Annotated in this window: 10 protein-coding genes; 8 read left to right on the top strand and 2 right to left on the bottom strand. The window is 53.2% G+C overall.

The window, feature by feature from the left end; all coding sequences use genetic code 11:
• Positions 1-50: 50 nt before the first annotated feature.
• Positions 51-1,841: a chloride channel protein gene (locus B4W65_RS03945; RefSeq protein ID WP_088654048.1), complete on the bottom strand. Its 1,791-nt coding sequence runs from the start codon at positions 1,839-1,841 to the stop codon at positions 51-53.
• Between the two features lie 164 nt (positions 1,842-2,005).
• Here B4W65_RS03945 and B4W65_RS03940 point away from each other — a divergent pair, with 164 nt between their 5' ends.
• The 8 genes from B4W65_RS03940 (at position 2,006) to B4W65_RS03905 (ending at position 13,850) form a co-directional block, all read left to right on the top strand.
• Entirely contained in the window at positions 2,006-3,016 is a 1,011-nt protein-coding gene (locus tag B4W65_RS03940; RefSeq protein ID WP_088653830.1) for a glycoside hydrolase family 43 protein, read from the top strand.
• A gap of 159 nt (positions 3,017-3,175) precedes the next feature.
• Entirely contained in the window at positions 3,176-5,569 is a 2,394-nt protein-coding gene (locus B4W65_RS03935) for a TonB-dependent receptor (protein ID WP_088653829.1), read from the top strand.
• A 566-nt stretch (positions 5,570-6,135) separates the two neighbouring features.
• On the top strand, positions 6,136-7,083 hold the full coding sequence (locus tag B4W65_RS03930; protein ID WP_088653828.1) for an NAD(P)H-dependent flavin oxidoreductase: 948 nt from the start codon (positions 6,136-6,138) through the stop codon (positions 7,081-7,083).
• Between the two features lie 49 nt (positions 7,084-7,132).
• Positions 7,133-8,377, top strand: a complete 1,245-nt coding sequence (locus tag B4W65_RS03925) for a M16 family metallopeptidase (RefSeq protein WP_088653827.1) — start codon at positions 7,133-7,135, stop codon at positions 8,375-8,377.
• Positions 8,374-9,660: a M16 family metallopeptidase gene (locus B4W65_RS03920; protein WP_088653826.1), complete on the top strand. Its 1,287-nt coding sequence runs from the start codon at positions 8,374-8,376 to the stop codon at positions 9,658-9,660. Before B4W65_RS03925 ends, B4W65_RS03920 begins: the two co-directional genes overlap by 4 nt.
• 48 nt (positions 9,661-9,708) lie before the next feature.
• Positions 9,709-11,943, top strand: coding sequence for a RelA/SpoT family protein (locus tag B4W65_RS03915; RefSeq protein WP_240509474.1), 2,235 nt, complete (start codon positions 9,709-9,711; stop codon positions 11,941-11,943).
• 54 nt (positions 11,944-11,997) lie between these two features.
• The gene (locus B4W65_RS03910) at positions 11,998-12,477 is read left to right on the top strand and encodes a Fur family transcriptional regulator (protein ID WP_088653825.1); all 480 of its coding nucleotides are present in this window, start codon (positions 11,998-12,000) and stop codon (positions 12,475-12,477) included.
• 110 nt (positions 12,478-12,587) lie between these two features.
• Positions 12,588-13,850 (top strand): adenylosuccinate synthase, encoded by a 1,263-nt coding sequence (locus B4W65_RS03905; protein WP_088653824.1) that lies wholly within the window; start codon positions 12,588-12,590, stop codon positions 13,848-13,850.
• A gap of 189 nt (positions 13,851-14,039) precedes the next feature.
• Here B4W65_RS03905 and B4W65_RS17275 read toward each other — a convergent pair.
• Positions 14,040-14,365 (bottom strand): hypothetical protein (locus tag B4W65_RS17275; RefSeq protein WP_158522767.1); only part of this gene is annotated, 326 nt, incomplete at its 5' end.

Raw genomic sequence — 14,365 nt, 5'->3', positions numbered from 1 at the left:
AATACCTTATTTTACTGAGAGCCGGACAATAAATGCTTAAAATTGTTGCTTTATTCCTCGTCCGAAAAGTGGATGAGCACCCGTCGGTACACCGAAAATATTTTGGACTTGGATACAAAGCCCAGGTATTTGCCTTTTTCTACCACCGGAAGGTTCCAGGCTCCGGTCTCCTCAAATTTCTGCATCACCTGGTCCATGGTCTCGTCGCAGGCGATGAAGGCCGGCGGGATGGTCATCAGGTGGTGCACCTTGGTGGTGGTATAGCGCTCATTGCTGAACATGATTTCACGAATGTCGTCGAGGATGACTACGCCCAGCATTTTTTGTTCGGCATCGACTACCGGAAAGAGGTTGCGGCGCGATTTAGCGACTACTTTCACCAATTCGCCCAGCGTTTGGTCGGGATGCACCGTGAGGAAGTCCGTCTCCAACACCTTATTCAGGCGCATCAGCGTGAGTACCGCCTTGTCCTTATGGTGGGTGATGAGCTCGCCCCGACGTGCCAGACGCTTGGTGTAAATGGTATGGGGTTCAAAGTATTTGTGGGTTAAAAAAGAGATGGTGGATACCGTAATCAGGGGTATAAACAAGGCGTAGCCGTTGGTGATTTCTGCAATGAGGAAGATGGCGGTAAGCGGCGCTTGCATAACGCCCGCCATGGTGGCGGCCATGCCCACCAGCGTGAAGTGCGATACAGGCAGGTTGGCCCCAAAGTCGTTCAACAGCAAAACCAGGAAGTAGCCGGTTACCCCGCCTACAAAAAGGGTGGGGGCAAAGATCCCCCCCACGCCACCACTGGCATTGGTAAAGGTAGAGGCCACCACCTTGAAGCCCACAATCAGCACCAGAAAAATAAGGATGGCGTAGCCGTTGTCCTTGAGTCCGTAAAAAAAGGAGTTGGCCACAATGGCCTCGGTATTGCCTGCCAGCATGGCCGAAATGGTGTCGTAACCCTCGCCGTAGAGGGGCGGAAAAATAAAAATGAGGATGCTCAGCACCAAGCCTCCGGCCACCCATTTTATCCAGGGATTCCTGACTTTTGACATCAGCTGCTCCAGCCGCAAGGTGCCCCGCGTCATGTGCAGGGATACGAGTCCCCCCAGCACCCCCAACAGGATGTAGTAGGGCAGGTTCTCCAGCAGGAAGGGCGATTCGAGGAGGAAGGTGAATTCTGCCCCTTCGCCCAGGAAGAAGTAGGCCACCGAAGCTGCTGTTACCGCTGCCAGCAGCAGCGGTATGATGGACACGGCGGTCAAATCGAGCATCAGCACCTCCAGGGTAAACATCAAGCCCGCCATAGGGGCCTTAAAAATCCCCGCCACGGCGCCCGCTGCCCCGCAACCAATAAGCAGGGTAATGGTTTTGTAATTCATCCTAAACAAACGGCCCAGGGTAGATCCGATGGAGGCGCCGGTGAGCACAATGGGGGCCTCGGCACCTACCGATCCGCCAAAGCCGATGGTCAGCGTACTGCCGATGATGGAGGTGAAACTGTTGTGCGACTTAATGTTGGAGTCTTTCTGCGAGATGGCGTGCAGGATTTTGGTGACGCCGTGACTGATGTCGTCTTTTACGATGTAGCGGACAAAGAGCAGGGTGATGAGGATGCCAAACATCGGGTAGAGCAGGTAGAGGTAGTTCCACCCGGTAAGATCGAATCCTTCGGTAAGGAGACCGTGAATGGCATGGATGGCATTTTTAAGTGTAACTGCCGCCAGTCCGCTGAACAGTCCGGTGGCCATGGCCAGTACCAGCAAAAAGTTTTGGTGCGACACGTTTTTTACGCGCCACACTACAAAACGGTTGAATGAGGTGGTTATGAAATCGGTAATTGCTTGCATTTTTCTTATTTGGCAGTGCGAATTTACTTGTTCTGAAATTGAAAACAAAAAAATGTAGCGCTGGGTGGTCTTCAATTACAGATTTGTCCTCCCTCAAAAACAGATGTTTTTATTTTCTTTGTAATATACAAGTGCTAATGGTTTATAACAAAAATACAACAACAATGAAAAAGATGCTTTTCGGATCACTGGCAGTGCTTATGCTGCTTTTGGCGCACGCTTGTGCAGCGCCTGCTCCGCAGGAATTGGAATTCGACAACCCCTTGGTGCGCCAGCGTGCCGACCCGTGGATTCACCGGGCTGAGGACGGTACTTATTATTACATAGCGACCGCTCCCGAGTACGACAGGATAGAGATGAGAAAGTCGTCGACCCTCGCCGGTATTGCCGATGCGGAGGTTGTTGTAGTTTGGCGCAAGCACGAAAGCGGACCGATGAGTCACCACATTTGGGCGCCCGAATTGCATCGTGTAGATGGTCGTTGGGTCATTTATTTTGCTGCGGGTATGGCCGAGGACATTTGGCACATTCGCATGTGGGCTCTGACCAATACCGCCGACGATCCCACCACCGGAGAGTGGGTGGAGGAAGGGCAGATTGAAACGGAGCGCGATGGTTTTGCACTGGACGCCACTACTTTTGAGCACCGCGGAGAACGCTATCTTATTTGGGCGGAGAATACCCGTCCCGACAACAATTCGGGTTTGGTTATGGCCAAATTGGTTGACGGACTGCGTTTGGAGGGTCCCGAGATTGTAATTACCGAGCCGGAGTACGAGTGGGAGCGTCAGACTTACGCGGTGAATGAAGGTGCTGCAGTAATAAAACGAAATGGTAAAATCTTTGTCACTTATTCGGCATCGGCCACCGATCACACCTATGCTATGGGGCTTTTGTGGGCCGACGAGAATGCTGATCTGATGGACCCTGCCTCCTGGAACAAGTCGCCCGAGCCCGTTTTCTACACCAACGAGGAAGTGGGACGCTTTGGTCCCGGTCACAACGGCTTTACGGTAGCTGAGGACGGCAAGACCGACATTGTGGTTTACCATGCCCGCGATTATAAAGAGATTGAAGGTGCATCGCTGAACGATCCCAACCGGGATACCCGTTTGCGTGTTTTGCACTGGGACGAGAACGGCTTCCCCGATTTTCGTCAGGAACTGGGTGATTGATTTGCCCTGATAGAGAAGAATAAGAAGGAAAAACCGCTCTCAGGAGCGGTTTTTTTGTTGGTGGTAAGCGGGGAAGTGCTGCTTTGCTTTATCTTGGGCGATCTTAGAACTTTTTGAAGGGTTTTTTGTTTAAGATTTTGAAGTCTAAAAATGAACAGTATGTCGCTGAAAAAATATGCTTTCTTTGCCCTGCTTGGCTTGGGCAGTGTTTTCGGAGTAAGTGCCCAAACAGCCAGTCTCTCCGGTGTGGTGAAGGATGCCTACACCAATGAGTTGTTGCCCTTTACCAACATTGTGGTGTACCAAACCACCACCGGCACCACCAGCAATGAGGAGGGTCGCTTTGTCTTTGAAAACCTGTCGCCCGGCTTCGTCCGTCTGCAGGTGTCCTCCCTCGGTTACGAGCCCCTCATTACCGAAGAAATTATGTTGTCGGCCGTACGTCGCAATTATTTTGAGGTGGTGCTGACGCCCACCAATCAGCAATTGGATGAGGTGCGCGTGGTAGCCAGTCCCTTTGCCAGTAAAATCGAGAGTCCTTTATCGCTCCAGCGCATCGGGGTCGACATTATTGAGAAGGGGGCAGGGAGCGCACGCGACCTGGCCAAGGTCCTGCAAAGCTTTCCGGGCGTGGGCAGCACCACGTCCTTTCGCAACGATTTGATAGTACGGGGTGGAGGGCCTTCCGAAAACCGCTTCTTCTTAGACGGCATCGAGATTCCCGTGCTCAATCACTTTTCCACCCAGGGGGCTTCGGGCGGACCCATCAGTCTCCTGAACGTCGATTTTATCCGCGAGGTGGACTTTTATTCCGGGGCCTTTCCGGCTGCACGGGGCAATGCCCTGAGCTCGGTCTTTGAGCTGAAACAAATCGACCCCAACCCCGAAGCCACCAGTCTCAAAGCCACCCTGGGTGCCTCGGAGGTGTCGCTTTCGGCCAATACGCCGCTGACCGAGCGGACTTCGGCCCTGTTTTCGGTGCGTCGTTCCTACCTCAACTTTTTGTTCGATATTATTGGTCTCCCTTTTTTGCCGACCTACAATGATTTTCAGTTTGTGACCCGTACCAAAATCAACCAACGCAACGAGCTCACCTTTCTGGGGGTGGGGGCCATCGATGAGTTTGCTTTGAATACGGGACTGGAACCTACGGAGGAAAACCGCTATATACTGAGCTATTTGCCGGTGTTTGAACAATGGAATTACACGCTTGGGGCTTCGTACAAGCATTTTTACAGCAAAAGCTACTCGGTGCTTTCGGCCAGTCGTTCGCACCTTTACAATACCATTTATAAGTACCGCGACAACGACGAGAGCTCGCCCGACAAGCTGATCAGCGATTACAAATCGGATGAGATTGAAAACAAATTGCGTTTTGAGTATTTTGCCAATCCGGGTGCATGGACTTTCAGTACCGGTGCCAATGCGGAACTGGCGACTTATACCAACGCCACCCTGGCCAATGTGTACCGTGGCGATGCGCAGGAGCAAATCGCTTACGATTCGCGGCTGAATATTTTCAAGTGGGGCATGTACGCTTCTGCTTCGCGTCGCGTGTGGGACGAGCGACTGGCGCTGTCGGGCGGTCTTCGTTTGGATGCCACCAACTACGGCGGCAGCATGAACAATCCCTTGCAGCAACTTAGTCCCCGTGCCTCTGCGTCCTTTACCCTTTTGCCATCGCTCTTGCTGAATGCTTCGGTGGGGCGCTATTACCAGTTGCCTGCCTACACGACTTTGGGCTACCGCAATGGCGACGGGGTGCTGGAGAACCTGGAAAATGGTTTGCGCTACATCAGGGCCGATCATTTTGTGGGGGGACTGGAATGGCGGATTTCTTCGTCGCTGCGGGCTACGTTGGAGGGTTTCGACAAGCGTTATGCGGATTATCCGGTGTCGGTGGTCGATGGCATTTCTCTGGCCAGTAAGGGGGCCGATTACGGGGTGTTGGGCGATGAGGAGGTGCTTTCGATCGGCAGCGGTCGCAGTTACGGCTTTGAGTTTTTGTTGCAGCAACGTACGCCGGGTGGACTTAATTATCTATTGGCTTATACCTGGGTGCAGAGTCGTTTCAGCGATTTGGAGGGCAATTCCCTGCCTTCGTCGTGGGACAGTGGCCACTTGCTTACGGCGACTTTGACGCAGTCGCTCCCCCGCAACTGGGATGTGGGTTTTAAATGGCGCTACATTGGGGCTTTGCCTTATACGCCCATTGACCGGGAACGCTCGGAGTTGAAGGAGGCCTGGGATGTTCGGGGCCGGGAGTATCTGGATTACGACCGCTTTAATGGGGAGCGACTGGATCCTTTTCATCAGTTGGATGTGCGGGTGGATAAGAGTTTCTATTTCTCGCGTTTCTCGCTGGGCTTTTATCTGGATATTCAAAATGTGTATGGTTTTGAGAGTCGCAATGCGCCGCGTTTGTTGCAGGAGCGGGATGAGAACGATGCGCCAATTTTGCAGGGGACGGATCCGGAGCGTTATCGTTTGAAGGAGTTGCAGACTTATTCGGGGACGTTTTTGCCGTCGGTGGGGGTGATTTTGGAGTTTTAAGGGTGGTCGTAGTGCAATCTTGCGCCTGACAGAAAATAGCTGTTCTTTACGCTTGATGCAGCTGTTCTGCGCTGCTGCCTGTTTCCTGTTCACTTCAGTCGCTCCGCTACAAGCATCGAACTCGCCTTCGGCTCAAACAGCGATGCTTGTTACGCTGCGTTCCTTCGCTCACTTACGGAAACACTCAGAGGCTTGAACAGCTGCATCTGCGCTCAGACGAGCTGTTTTCTGTAGGTCGCTATCTTGCACTACTTCCCTTCCAGAGTTTTGCTTGATGCAGCTGTTCTGCTCTGCTGCCTGTTTCCTGTTCACTGCAGTTACTTCACTACAAGCATCGAACTCGCCTGCGGCTCAAACAGCGATGCTTGTTGCGCTGCGTTCCTTCGCTCACTTACGGAAATACTCAGAGGCTTGAACAGCTGCATCTGCGCTTAGACGAGTTGTTTTCTGAAGTCGTTTGTTTTGCGTCACTTTTCTTATAGGGGGAGGGAGGGTGAGGTTTAGGGGATGCTTGTTTGTGGTGGTGCAGATATACTGTATCTTTGCCTGTTCAAAATTGGTGAAATATGGTAAAGAGGAACCGAATTACTGAGCTTTTTGATATAGAATACCCCATTATTCAGGGAGGTATGGTGTGGTGCAGCGGCTGGCGACTGGCGTCGGCGGTGAGCAACGAGGGGGGATTGGGTCTGCTCGGTGCGGGCAGTATGCACCCGGAGGTGCTGCGTGAGCACATTCAGAAGATGAAGCAGGCCACCACCAGGCCCTGGGGGGTTAATGTACCGCTTTTGTATCCCCAGATTGAGGAGCTGATGGGCATTATTGTTGAGGAAGGCGTTAAAATTGTCTTTACCTCTGCGGGGAGTCCCGCCAAGTGGACGGCTCACCTGAAGCAGCACGGCATTACCGTGGTGCATGTGATTGCCAACAGTCGCTTTGCCCGCAAGTGCGAGGAGGCGGGGGTAGACGCCATTGTGGCCGAGGGTTTTGAAGCCGGCGGTCACAACGGTCGCGAAGAAACCACCACCATGGCGCTGATACCCCTGATTCGTAAAACCACCAAATTGCCTGTAATTGCTGCCGGAGGCATTGGCAGTGGGGCCCAGATGCTGGCCGCGATGGCCCTGGGGGCCGATGGCGTACAGATTGGGTCGCTCTTTGCCTTGTCGGAAGAGTCTTCGGCCCATGAGGCCTTTAAGCGCTACGCGCTGGCTTCGGGAGAAGGGGATACCCTTTTGCAATTGAAGCAGCTGGCGCCGGTGCGCCTGCTGCGCAACCGCTTCTTTGAGGAAGTGCAAAAGGCCGAGCAAGGCTGTGCTTCGGTCGAGGAGCTGAAAGCCCTTTTGGGGCGGGGACGCGCCAAAAAAGGCATGTTCGAGGGCGATCTCGACGAGGGCGAACTGGAGATTGGTCAGGTGGCTGCCCTCATCGATGACCTGCGGCCCGTTGCCGCCATTTTCGCTTCCCTGCTGGCCGATTACCGGTCGGCCCGGGAGACTTTGCCGGAGCTTTAAGCCGGTCGTGGTCTTAGCCCGAGACCCTTCACTACAAAACGAAATTTTCATGATAGAAATTTACAAACATCAACTGGCCAACGGATTGCGTGTGGTGGTGCATCCCGATTTAACCACGCCGCTGGCTGCCGTCAACCTGCTTTACGATGTGGGCGCGCGCGACGAGGATCCTTCCCGTACCGGCTTTGCCCACTTGTTTGAGCACCTTATGTTTGGTGGCAGCGTTAATGTGCCCTCGTACGACGATCCCCTGCAAAGGGTGGGCGGCGATAATAATGCGTGGACCAGCAACGATTTTACCAACTATTACGTGACTTTGCCGGCCGGTAATCTGGAGACCGCCTTTTGGCTGGAATCGGACCGCATGCTGGAACTCAATTTCACTCCCCATGCGCTGGAAGTGCAGCGCAAGGTGGTGATTGAGGAGTTTAAGCAGCGCTACCTGAACCAGCCCTATGGCGACATGCCCTTGCTGTCGCGTCCCCTGGCCTACCAAGTGCATCCCTACCGCTGGCCCACAATCGGACAGGATCTCAGTCACATAAAGGAGGCTACTTTGGAGGAGGTGAAGCGTTTTTTCTTTACCCACTATGCCCCCAACAATGCGGTGCTGGCCGTAGCCGGCAATGTGGTGCCCGATGAGGTTTTTCGTCTCGCCGAGAAGTGGTTCGGCGACCTGCCCCGCAGGGAAGTGCCCAAACGTGCTTTGCCGCAGGAGGTGGCGCAGACCGAGGCACGGGAACTGACCGTGCGCCGTAAGGTGCCGGCAGACCTCATTCACATCGACTTTCACATCGGTAAGCGGACCGACCCCGATTTCTATGTCAACGACCTGCTCAGCGACGTGCTGTCCAACGGTCCCTCCTCCCGCCTTTTTCAGACCCTCGTTAAGGACGAGAACCTGTTTTCGGACATCAACGCCTTTATATCGGGCGACATGGATCCGGGCCTCTTCACCGTTACCGGTCGCCTGATGCCCGGTGTGCCGATGGACCAGGCCGAGACGGCCATCTGGGAGCAGTTGCAGCGCATCGGCAACGAGGGCGTTGCCGAACGGGAGTTGCAAAAAGTCAAGAACAAAATCGAATCGAATCTCGTATTTTCTGAAATCAGTTTTCTCAACAAAGCCATGAATATGGCCCAGTACGAACTGATGGGCGACGCCAACGAGATCAATAAGGAAATAGACTACTACCGGGCGGTAAGCACCGGCGAACTGCAGGAGGCTGCACGACAAATATTTAGTCGCACCAACAGCTGTACCCTGCATTATTTGAGTGGAGGTGAGCAATGAGCAGAACGATAGATCGAAAAAAAGGACCCGCCTTTCAGGCCCTCGAGGGCATTAATTTCATTCCCGTGCGCGAAGTCGCCCTGCCCAACGGCATTGAAGTCTCCCTGCTGGAGGCAGGCAGTCAGGACGTAAGCAAGATCGACTGGGTATTTCCGGCCGGGGCCGTTCAGGCAGGCAAGCCCTTGTTGGCTTCGACCGTGGGCAACTTGTTGCTCGAGGGCACGGCTACACGCAGCTCTGCCGAGATTTCGGACACGATAGACTTTTACGGCGCCTATTTGAACGCCCAGACCTTTCACCACAACACCGTGGTCACCCTGGTCTGCCTCACCCGCGAGCTGCCCCATCTCCTGCCACTGGTCGAAGATGTGGTGCGCAACGCCGCCTTCGATGCCCGGGAAGTGGACATTTATCTGAACAAGCGCCGCCAGGAATTCCTTCTGGAATCGGAGAAAGTCCGCACCCTGGCCGCCCGCTACTTTGGCAGCGTGATATTCGGCGCCGACCACCCCTACGGCAAGCAACTCGATTTGAGTCACTTCGACACCCTTGGTCGCGAGGAGCTCATCGCCTTTCACCGCGCCGCTTACACCCCCCTGGGCTGCCGCATCGTCGTTGCCGGTCAGCCCGGCAACGACATCCTGGCCCTGCTGACCCGTCACTTTGGGGGCAGCGACTGGCAGGCGGGCAACATCAACCTGAACGGTGTGGGGGAGGGACTTTCGAGTCCGGAAAAATTTCACCTGCTCGAAAAGGACGGCGCCCTTCAATCGGCCATTCGCATTGGTCGCCCCATGTTCAACAACACCCACCCCGATTACATTCCCCTGCAAGTCCTCAACACCATATTGGGCGGCTACTTCGGCTCCCGTTTGATGACTACGGTCCGCGAAGAAAAAGGCCTCACCTACGGCATTGGTTCCAGCATTGTATCCTATCCCAAAGGCGGCATGTGGGTCATTGCCTCAGAAGTGATGGGCGAGATGCGCGAGGATGCCACGGCCGCCATTTTTGAAGAAATGCAGCGCCTGATCGACGAGCCGGTATCCGAAGATGAGCTGGAAGTGGTACGCAATTACATGCTCGGCGAATTGCTCCGGCAATTCGACGGTCCCTTCAGCAGTTCGGACATCTACCGCACCCTGTGGGAGTACGGACTCGATTACCGCTTTTACGACCGCATGGTGGAAGTCGTCAAAACCATCGGTCCACCCGATTTACAGGCCCTGGCCGCCCGTTACCTGCAGCCCGGTGATTTTTACACCGTTGTGGCCGGCAAATAGTTTGAACAATCCAAACAAACTTCTATTTTAGTGCTTTGATGTAGCCCCATGATAAAAGAAGTGCCTCAACATAACGAAGAGCAGGAAGCCAAGCAGCAGTTGGAAGAAATTCTGAAGATTTGCACGCGCTGTCACTCCCCCGAAGATTACCGCCTCATACAAAAAGCCTTTGAGCTTTCGGTGGAGGCGCACAAGGGGGTGCGTCGGCGTTCGGGCGAGCTCTACATCATGCACCCCCTGGCCGTGGCCCGCATTGTGGCCGAGGAAATCGGCCTCGGTGCCAAGGGCATTGCCGCTGCTTTGCTGCACGATGTGGTGGAGGATACCGACTATACGGTGGAGGATTTGACCACCATCTTTGGCGAGAAGATTGCGAATATTGTGGACGGACTCACCAAGTTGGAGGGTGCTTTTGACCAGACGCAGAGTCGCCAGGCCGAAAATTTCAGGAAGCTGCTCCTGACCATGGTGGAGGACGTAAGGGTGATTCTGATTAAGCTGGCCGACCGGCTGCACAACATGCGCACGCTCGACAGCATGCCCGATCACAAGAAATTTAAGATTGCCGGCGAAACCCTCTTTATCTATGCGCCGCTGGCTCACCGACTGGGCCTCTACGCCATAAAAACAGAGTTGGAGGACCTCAGTCTCAAATACGAGCACCCGGCCGTTTACAGCGATCTGACTGAGAAGCTGCAGGATTTTCGGACCCGCAACGACCAGATTTTGACGCGCTTTTCGCTGCCCATCATCGACCGGCTCAGCAAGGAAGGTTTTGAATTCGACATTAAGGGGCGACCCAAGTCCATTTTCAGCATCTGGAATAAGATGCAGAAAAAGAATGTGCCCTTCGACGAGATCTATGATTTGCTGGCGCTTCGCATTGTGTTTAAGCCCAAGGAAGGCATTCCGGAGAAGACCCAGTGCTGGAGCATTTACTCGCTCATTACCGATGTGTACAAGCCCAAGCCCGACCGGCTGCGCGACTGGGTGAGTGTGCCCAAGGCCAACGGTTACGAGGCCCTGCACGCCACTTTTATGGGTCCCGATGGCAAGTGGGTAGAGATACAAATCCGCAGTGAGCGGATGGACGAGATTGCCGAGCGGGGTTTTGCTGCCCATTGGAAGTACAAGGGGCAGGGCGATAAAGAATCGGAACTCGACATCTGGCTAAAGCAAATCAGGGAGGTGCTGGAGAATCCCGATCTCGACTCACTGGAGTTTCTCGACGACTTTAAGCTGAACCTTTTCAGCGCCGAGATGATGATTTTTACGCCCAAGGGCGATGTTAAGGTGATGCCCAAAGGGGCCACCACCCTCGACTTGGCCTTTGAGATCCATACCAATATCGGCTATAAGTGCATCGGTGCCAAAGTCAACTACAAGCTGGTTCCGCTGAGCCACGAACTCAAGAGCGGCGACCAGGTAGAAATTCTTACTTCGGAAAAGCAAACGCCCAAGTACGAGTGGCTCAACTATGTGACCACCGCCAAGGCCAAGAGTCGCATTAAGGAGGCCTTTAAAAAGGAGCGTAAGCTCCTGGTGAGTGAGGGCGAGCGCATGCTGGAGGAAGCCCTTAACCTGAAGAAGCTCACCATCAACGCCAAAATTCTGAAGAAGCTGCAGAGCTTTTACAACCTGCCCACCAAGGAAGAGCTCTATTTTAAAATTGGCAAGAATGTGATTCGGCTCGACAATCTGCACAAGATTTTGAGCGACAAATCGACCAACAAGTGGGTGCGCTACTGGCGCTTGTCCTTCGGTAAAAAAAGTGCCGACGGGGCAGGGGGCATTCGTGCCCAGCGTAAAGCCAAAAGCAAGCAGCCCACCGAAATGGTGGTGAGCGACGATATGGATGAGGACTACATGATTGCCGACTGCTGCAACCCCATTCCCGGCGACGATGTCATTGGCTATGTGGACGACAACCACAAGCTCATTTTGCACAGCCGCAAGTGTCCCGTCGCCATCCGCCTCATGTCGAGTCAGGGGAACCGCATCGTCTCCGCCAACTGGGAAAGCCATAAAATCCTCTCCTTTCTGGCCCTCATTACGCTTTCGGGGATCGACCAGATTGGCATCGTGAGCAAAATCACCAAGGTGATTTCGGACGACCAGAATGTGAACATGCGCTCCATCCATTTCGACAGTCACGACGGCATTTTCGAGGGCACCATCTACCTCTACATCCACAACACCGAAGACCTGAATAACCTTATTTATAATCTGGTTAAGATTAAAGGGGTGCACAATGTTACCCGTCAGGAACGCATCCGGGGTTAGGTAATTCAAAAAAAAACAGTAAATTGCGGAACTCTGTTTTTAATAGGTCTAAGTATGGATAAGCACAAAACCAAGGAGGCGGTCAAGCAACTGTTTACGGAGTATCTGCAAAGCCACGGACACCGCAAAACGCCTGAGCGTTATGCGATACTGGAGGAGATTTACTCGCGCGACGGGCATTTCGACATCGAATCGCTCTACATCTTCATGAAGAATAAGAACTACCGGGTGAGTCGCGCTACCCTCTACAACACCATCGATTTGCTGCTCGACTGTAAGCTGGTAATCAAGCACCAGTTTGGGAAAAATATTGCGCAATTCGAGAAGGCCTTTGAATCGAAACAGCACGATCACCTCATTTGCATACAGTGTGGTAAGGTCACCGAATTCTGCGACCCTTCGGTACAGCTGGTGCTCAATAATGCCGCCAAGGTGATGGAATTTAGCGTGTCGCACCATTCGCTCTACATTTACGGGGTGTGCAAGGACTGCAGTCAGGCCGCTGCTGAAGGTGCCGACGAAAGCCAAAAATAAACCCACGTTTATTCTGTTATCCCATTTTAAATAACTAATTTTACACATCGGAAAGTCATGGCTCACGCGCCCTGGTTTTCCGGTTTTTTTTGTCTTTAATTTTTAAGCAGATGAAGGTAGATGTTTTATTAGGTTTGCAATGGGGCGATGAGGGCAAAGGTAAGGTGGTAGATGTACTTACCCCCAAATACGACGTAATTACCCGTTTTCAGGGCGGTCCCAATGCCGGGCACACCCTCGAGTTCGACAACGAAAAGTACGTGCTCCACAACATTCCCTCGGGTGTTTTCCATGCCGATAAAATCAACGTGATTGGCAACGGTGTGGTGCTCGATCCCATCACCTTCAAAAAGGAAATTGACGGTTTGGAGGCCCGTGGCACCAACTTGACCAAAAATCTGCACATCTCTAAAAAGGCCCACCTGATTCTGCCGACCCACCGCATTTTGGATGCTGCCTCGGAAGCTTCCAAGGGGGCCTCCAAAATTGGCTCCACCCTTAAGGGTATCGGTCCCACCTACATGGACAAGACCGGTCGCAACGGCCTGCGTGTGGGCGACATTCTGCACAACTTTGAAGAAAAATATGCGGCGCTCAAGGCCAAGCACCTTCGTTTGCTGGAGATGTACGATTTCGAATACGACCTGGATGCCTTTGAGGTGGGTTTGATGGAAGGCATCGAAAACCTGCGGCGCTTTACGCTGATCGACAGCGAACACGAGTTGAACCGTAATTTGAAAGAGGGCAAGTCCATCCTGGCCGAAGGGGCCCAGGGCACCTTGCTCGACATCGATTTTGGTTCCTATCCTTTTGTTACTTCGTCGAATACTGTTTGTGCCGGTGCCTGCATCGGTATGGGCATTGCTCCCAATAAAATTGGGGAGGTATATGGCATCTTTAAGGCTTACTGTACCCGTGTGGGTTCGGGGCCTTTCCCTACTGAGCTTTTTGATGCGGATGGGGATTTGATGCGTAAAAACGGGAATGAGTTTGGTTCTACTACAGGGCGTCCGCGCCGTTGTGGCTGGCTCGACCTGGTGGCGCTCAAGTACAGTGTGATGATCAACGGGGTTACGCAGTTGATTATGATGAAGGGGGATGTGCTGAGCGATTTCGATACGATTAAGATTGCTACTGCTTATAAGATGGCGGGCGAGGAGACGGAGGATTTTCCTTTTGAATTGCCTGAGGGCCTGGAGCCGGTGTACACGGAGCTGCCCGGCTGGAAGTGTGATTTGACGAAGGTCCGGTCGGAGGATGAGTTTCCGGAGGAGCTGAATTTTTACATTTCGTTCCTGGAGCGGGAGCTTGGGGTGCCGATTAAGATTGTGTCGGTGGGGCCGGATCGGGAGCAGACGATCATCAGGGAGTAGGGGTGAAAGCCTGCTGCTGATTGGTTTTGTTGCGGTGGTGCTTTGTTTTCGCGCGTGCTAATGCTTCTGCGCTGCTGCGTGTTTTGTGCTCTCCGTCGATTTGCTAATATTCTTGTACTCGGTTAGTCGTGGTGTATTCCTGCTGCTGACATAAAATTTCTATTCACTACGGATGCTCCACTACAAGCATCAAACTCGCCTGCGGCTCAGACAGCGATGCTTGTTACGTTGCGCATCCTTGTTCATCACGAAATTTTCTGAAGGCAGCTGTTCTACACCACTTCCATTCCTGAGTTGAGGTGAATCTTTATGCGACACTTCTCCGAGTTTTTTCAAAAAATGGTTGAGGCTTGAATCATTAACCCTTTGCTTCAACTTCAGCACCACCGGGTGAATTCCTTTAAGCATGCGGGCTTTCCTTGAGGTGGGCCCGAGTTTGTGGTAGGCCATCTGCGCTGCTGCCTGTTTCCTGTTCACTTCAGGCACTTCGCTACAAGCACGGAACTCGGGTGGTC

The sequence above is a fragment of the Geofilum rhodophaeum genome (assembly GCF_002210225.1).
Classification (GTDB): domain Bacteria; phylum Bacteroidota; class Bacteroidia; order Bacteroidales; family Marinilabiliaceae; genus Geofilum; species Geofilum rhodophaeum.
This window is presented reverse-complemented; position numbering and strand designations above follow the sequence as displayed.

Bases quoted from the DNA above. Each gene is read 5' to 3' on its own strand.
- B4W65_RS03945 (WP_088654048.1), bottom strand. From the start codon at position 1,841: ATGCAAGCAATTACCGATTTCATAACCACCTCATTCAACCGTTTTGTA.
- B4W65_RS03940 (WP_088653830.1), top strand. From the start codon at position 2,006: ATGAAAAAGATGCTTTTCGGATCACTGGCAGTGCTTATGCTGCTTTTG.
- B4W65_RS03935 (WP_088653829.1), top strand. From the start codon at position 3,176: ATGTCGCTGAAAAAATATGCTTTCTTTGCCCTGCTTGGCTTGGGCAGT.
- B4W65_RS03930 (WP_088653828.1), top strand. From the start codon at position 6,136: ATGGTAAAGAGGAACCGAATTACTGAGCTTTTTGATATAGAATACCCC.
- B4W65_RS03925 (WP_088653827.1), top strand. From the start codon at position 7,133: ATGATAGAAATTTACAAACATCAACTGGCCAACGGATTGCGTGTGGTG.
- B4W65_RS03920 (WP_088653826.1), top strand. From the start codon at position 8,374: ATGAGCAGAACGATAGATCGAAAAAAAGGACCCGCCTTTCAGGCCCTC.
- B4W65_RS03915 (WP_240509474.1), top strand. From the start codon at position 9,709: ATGATAAAAGAAGTGCCTCAACATAACGAAGAGCAGGAAGCCAAGCAG.
- B4W65_RS03910 (WP_088653825.1), top strand. From the start codon at position 11,998: ATGGATAAGCACAAAACCAAGGAGGCGGTCAAGCAACTGTTTACGGAG.
- B4W65_RS03905 (WP_088653824.1), top strand. From the start codon at position 12,588: ATGAAGGTAGATGTTTTATTAGGTTTGCAATGGGGCGATGAGGGCAAA.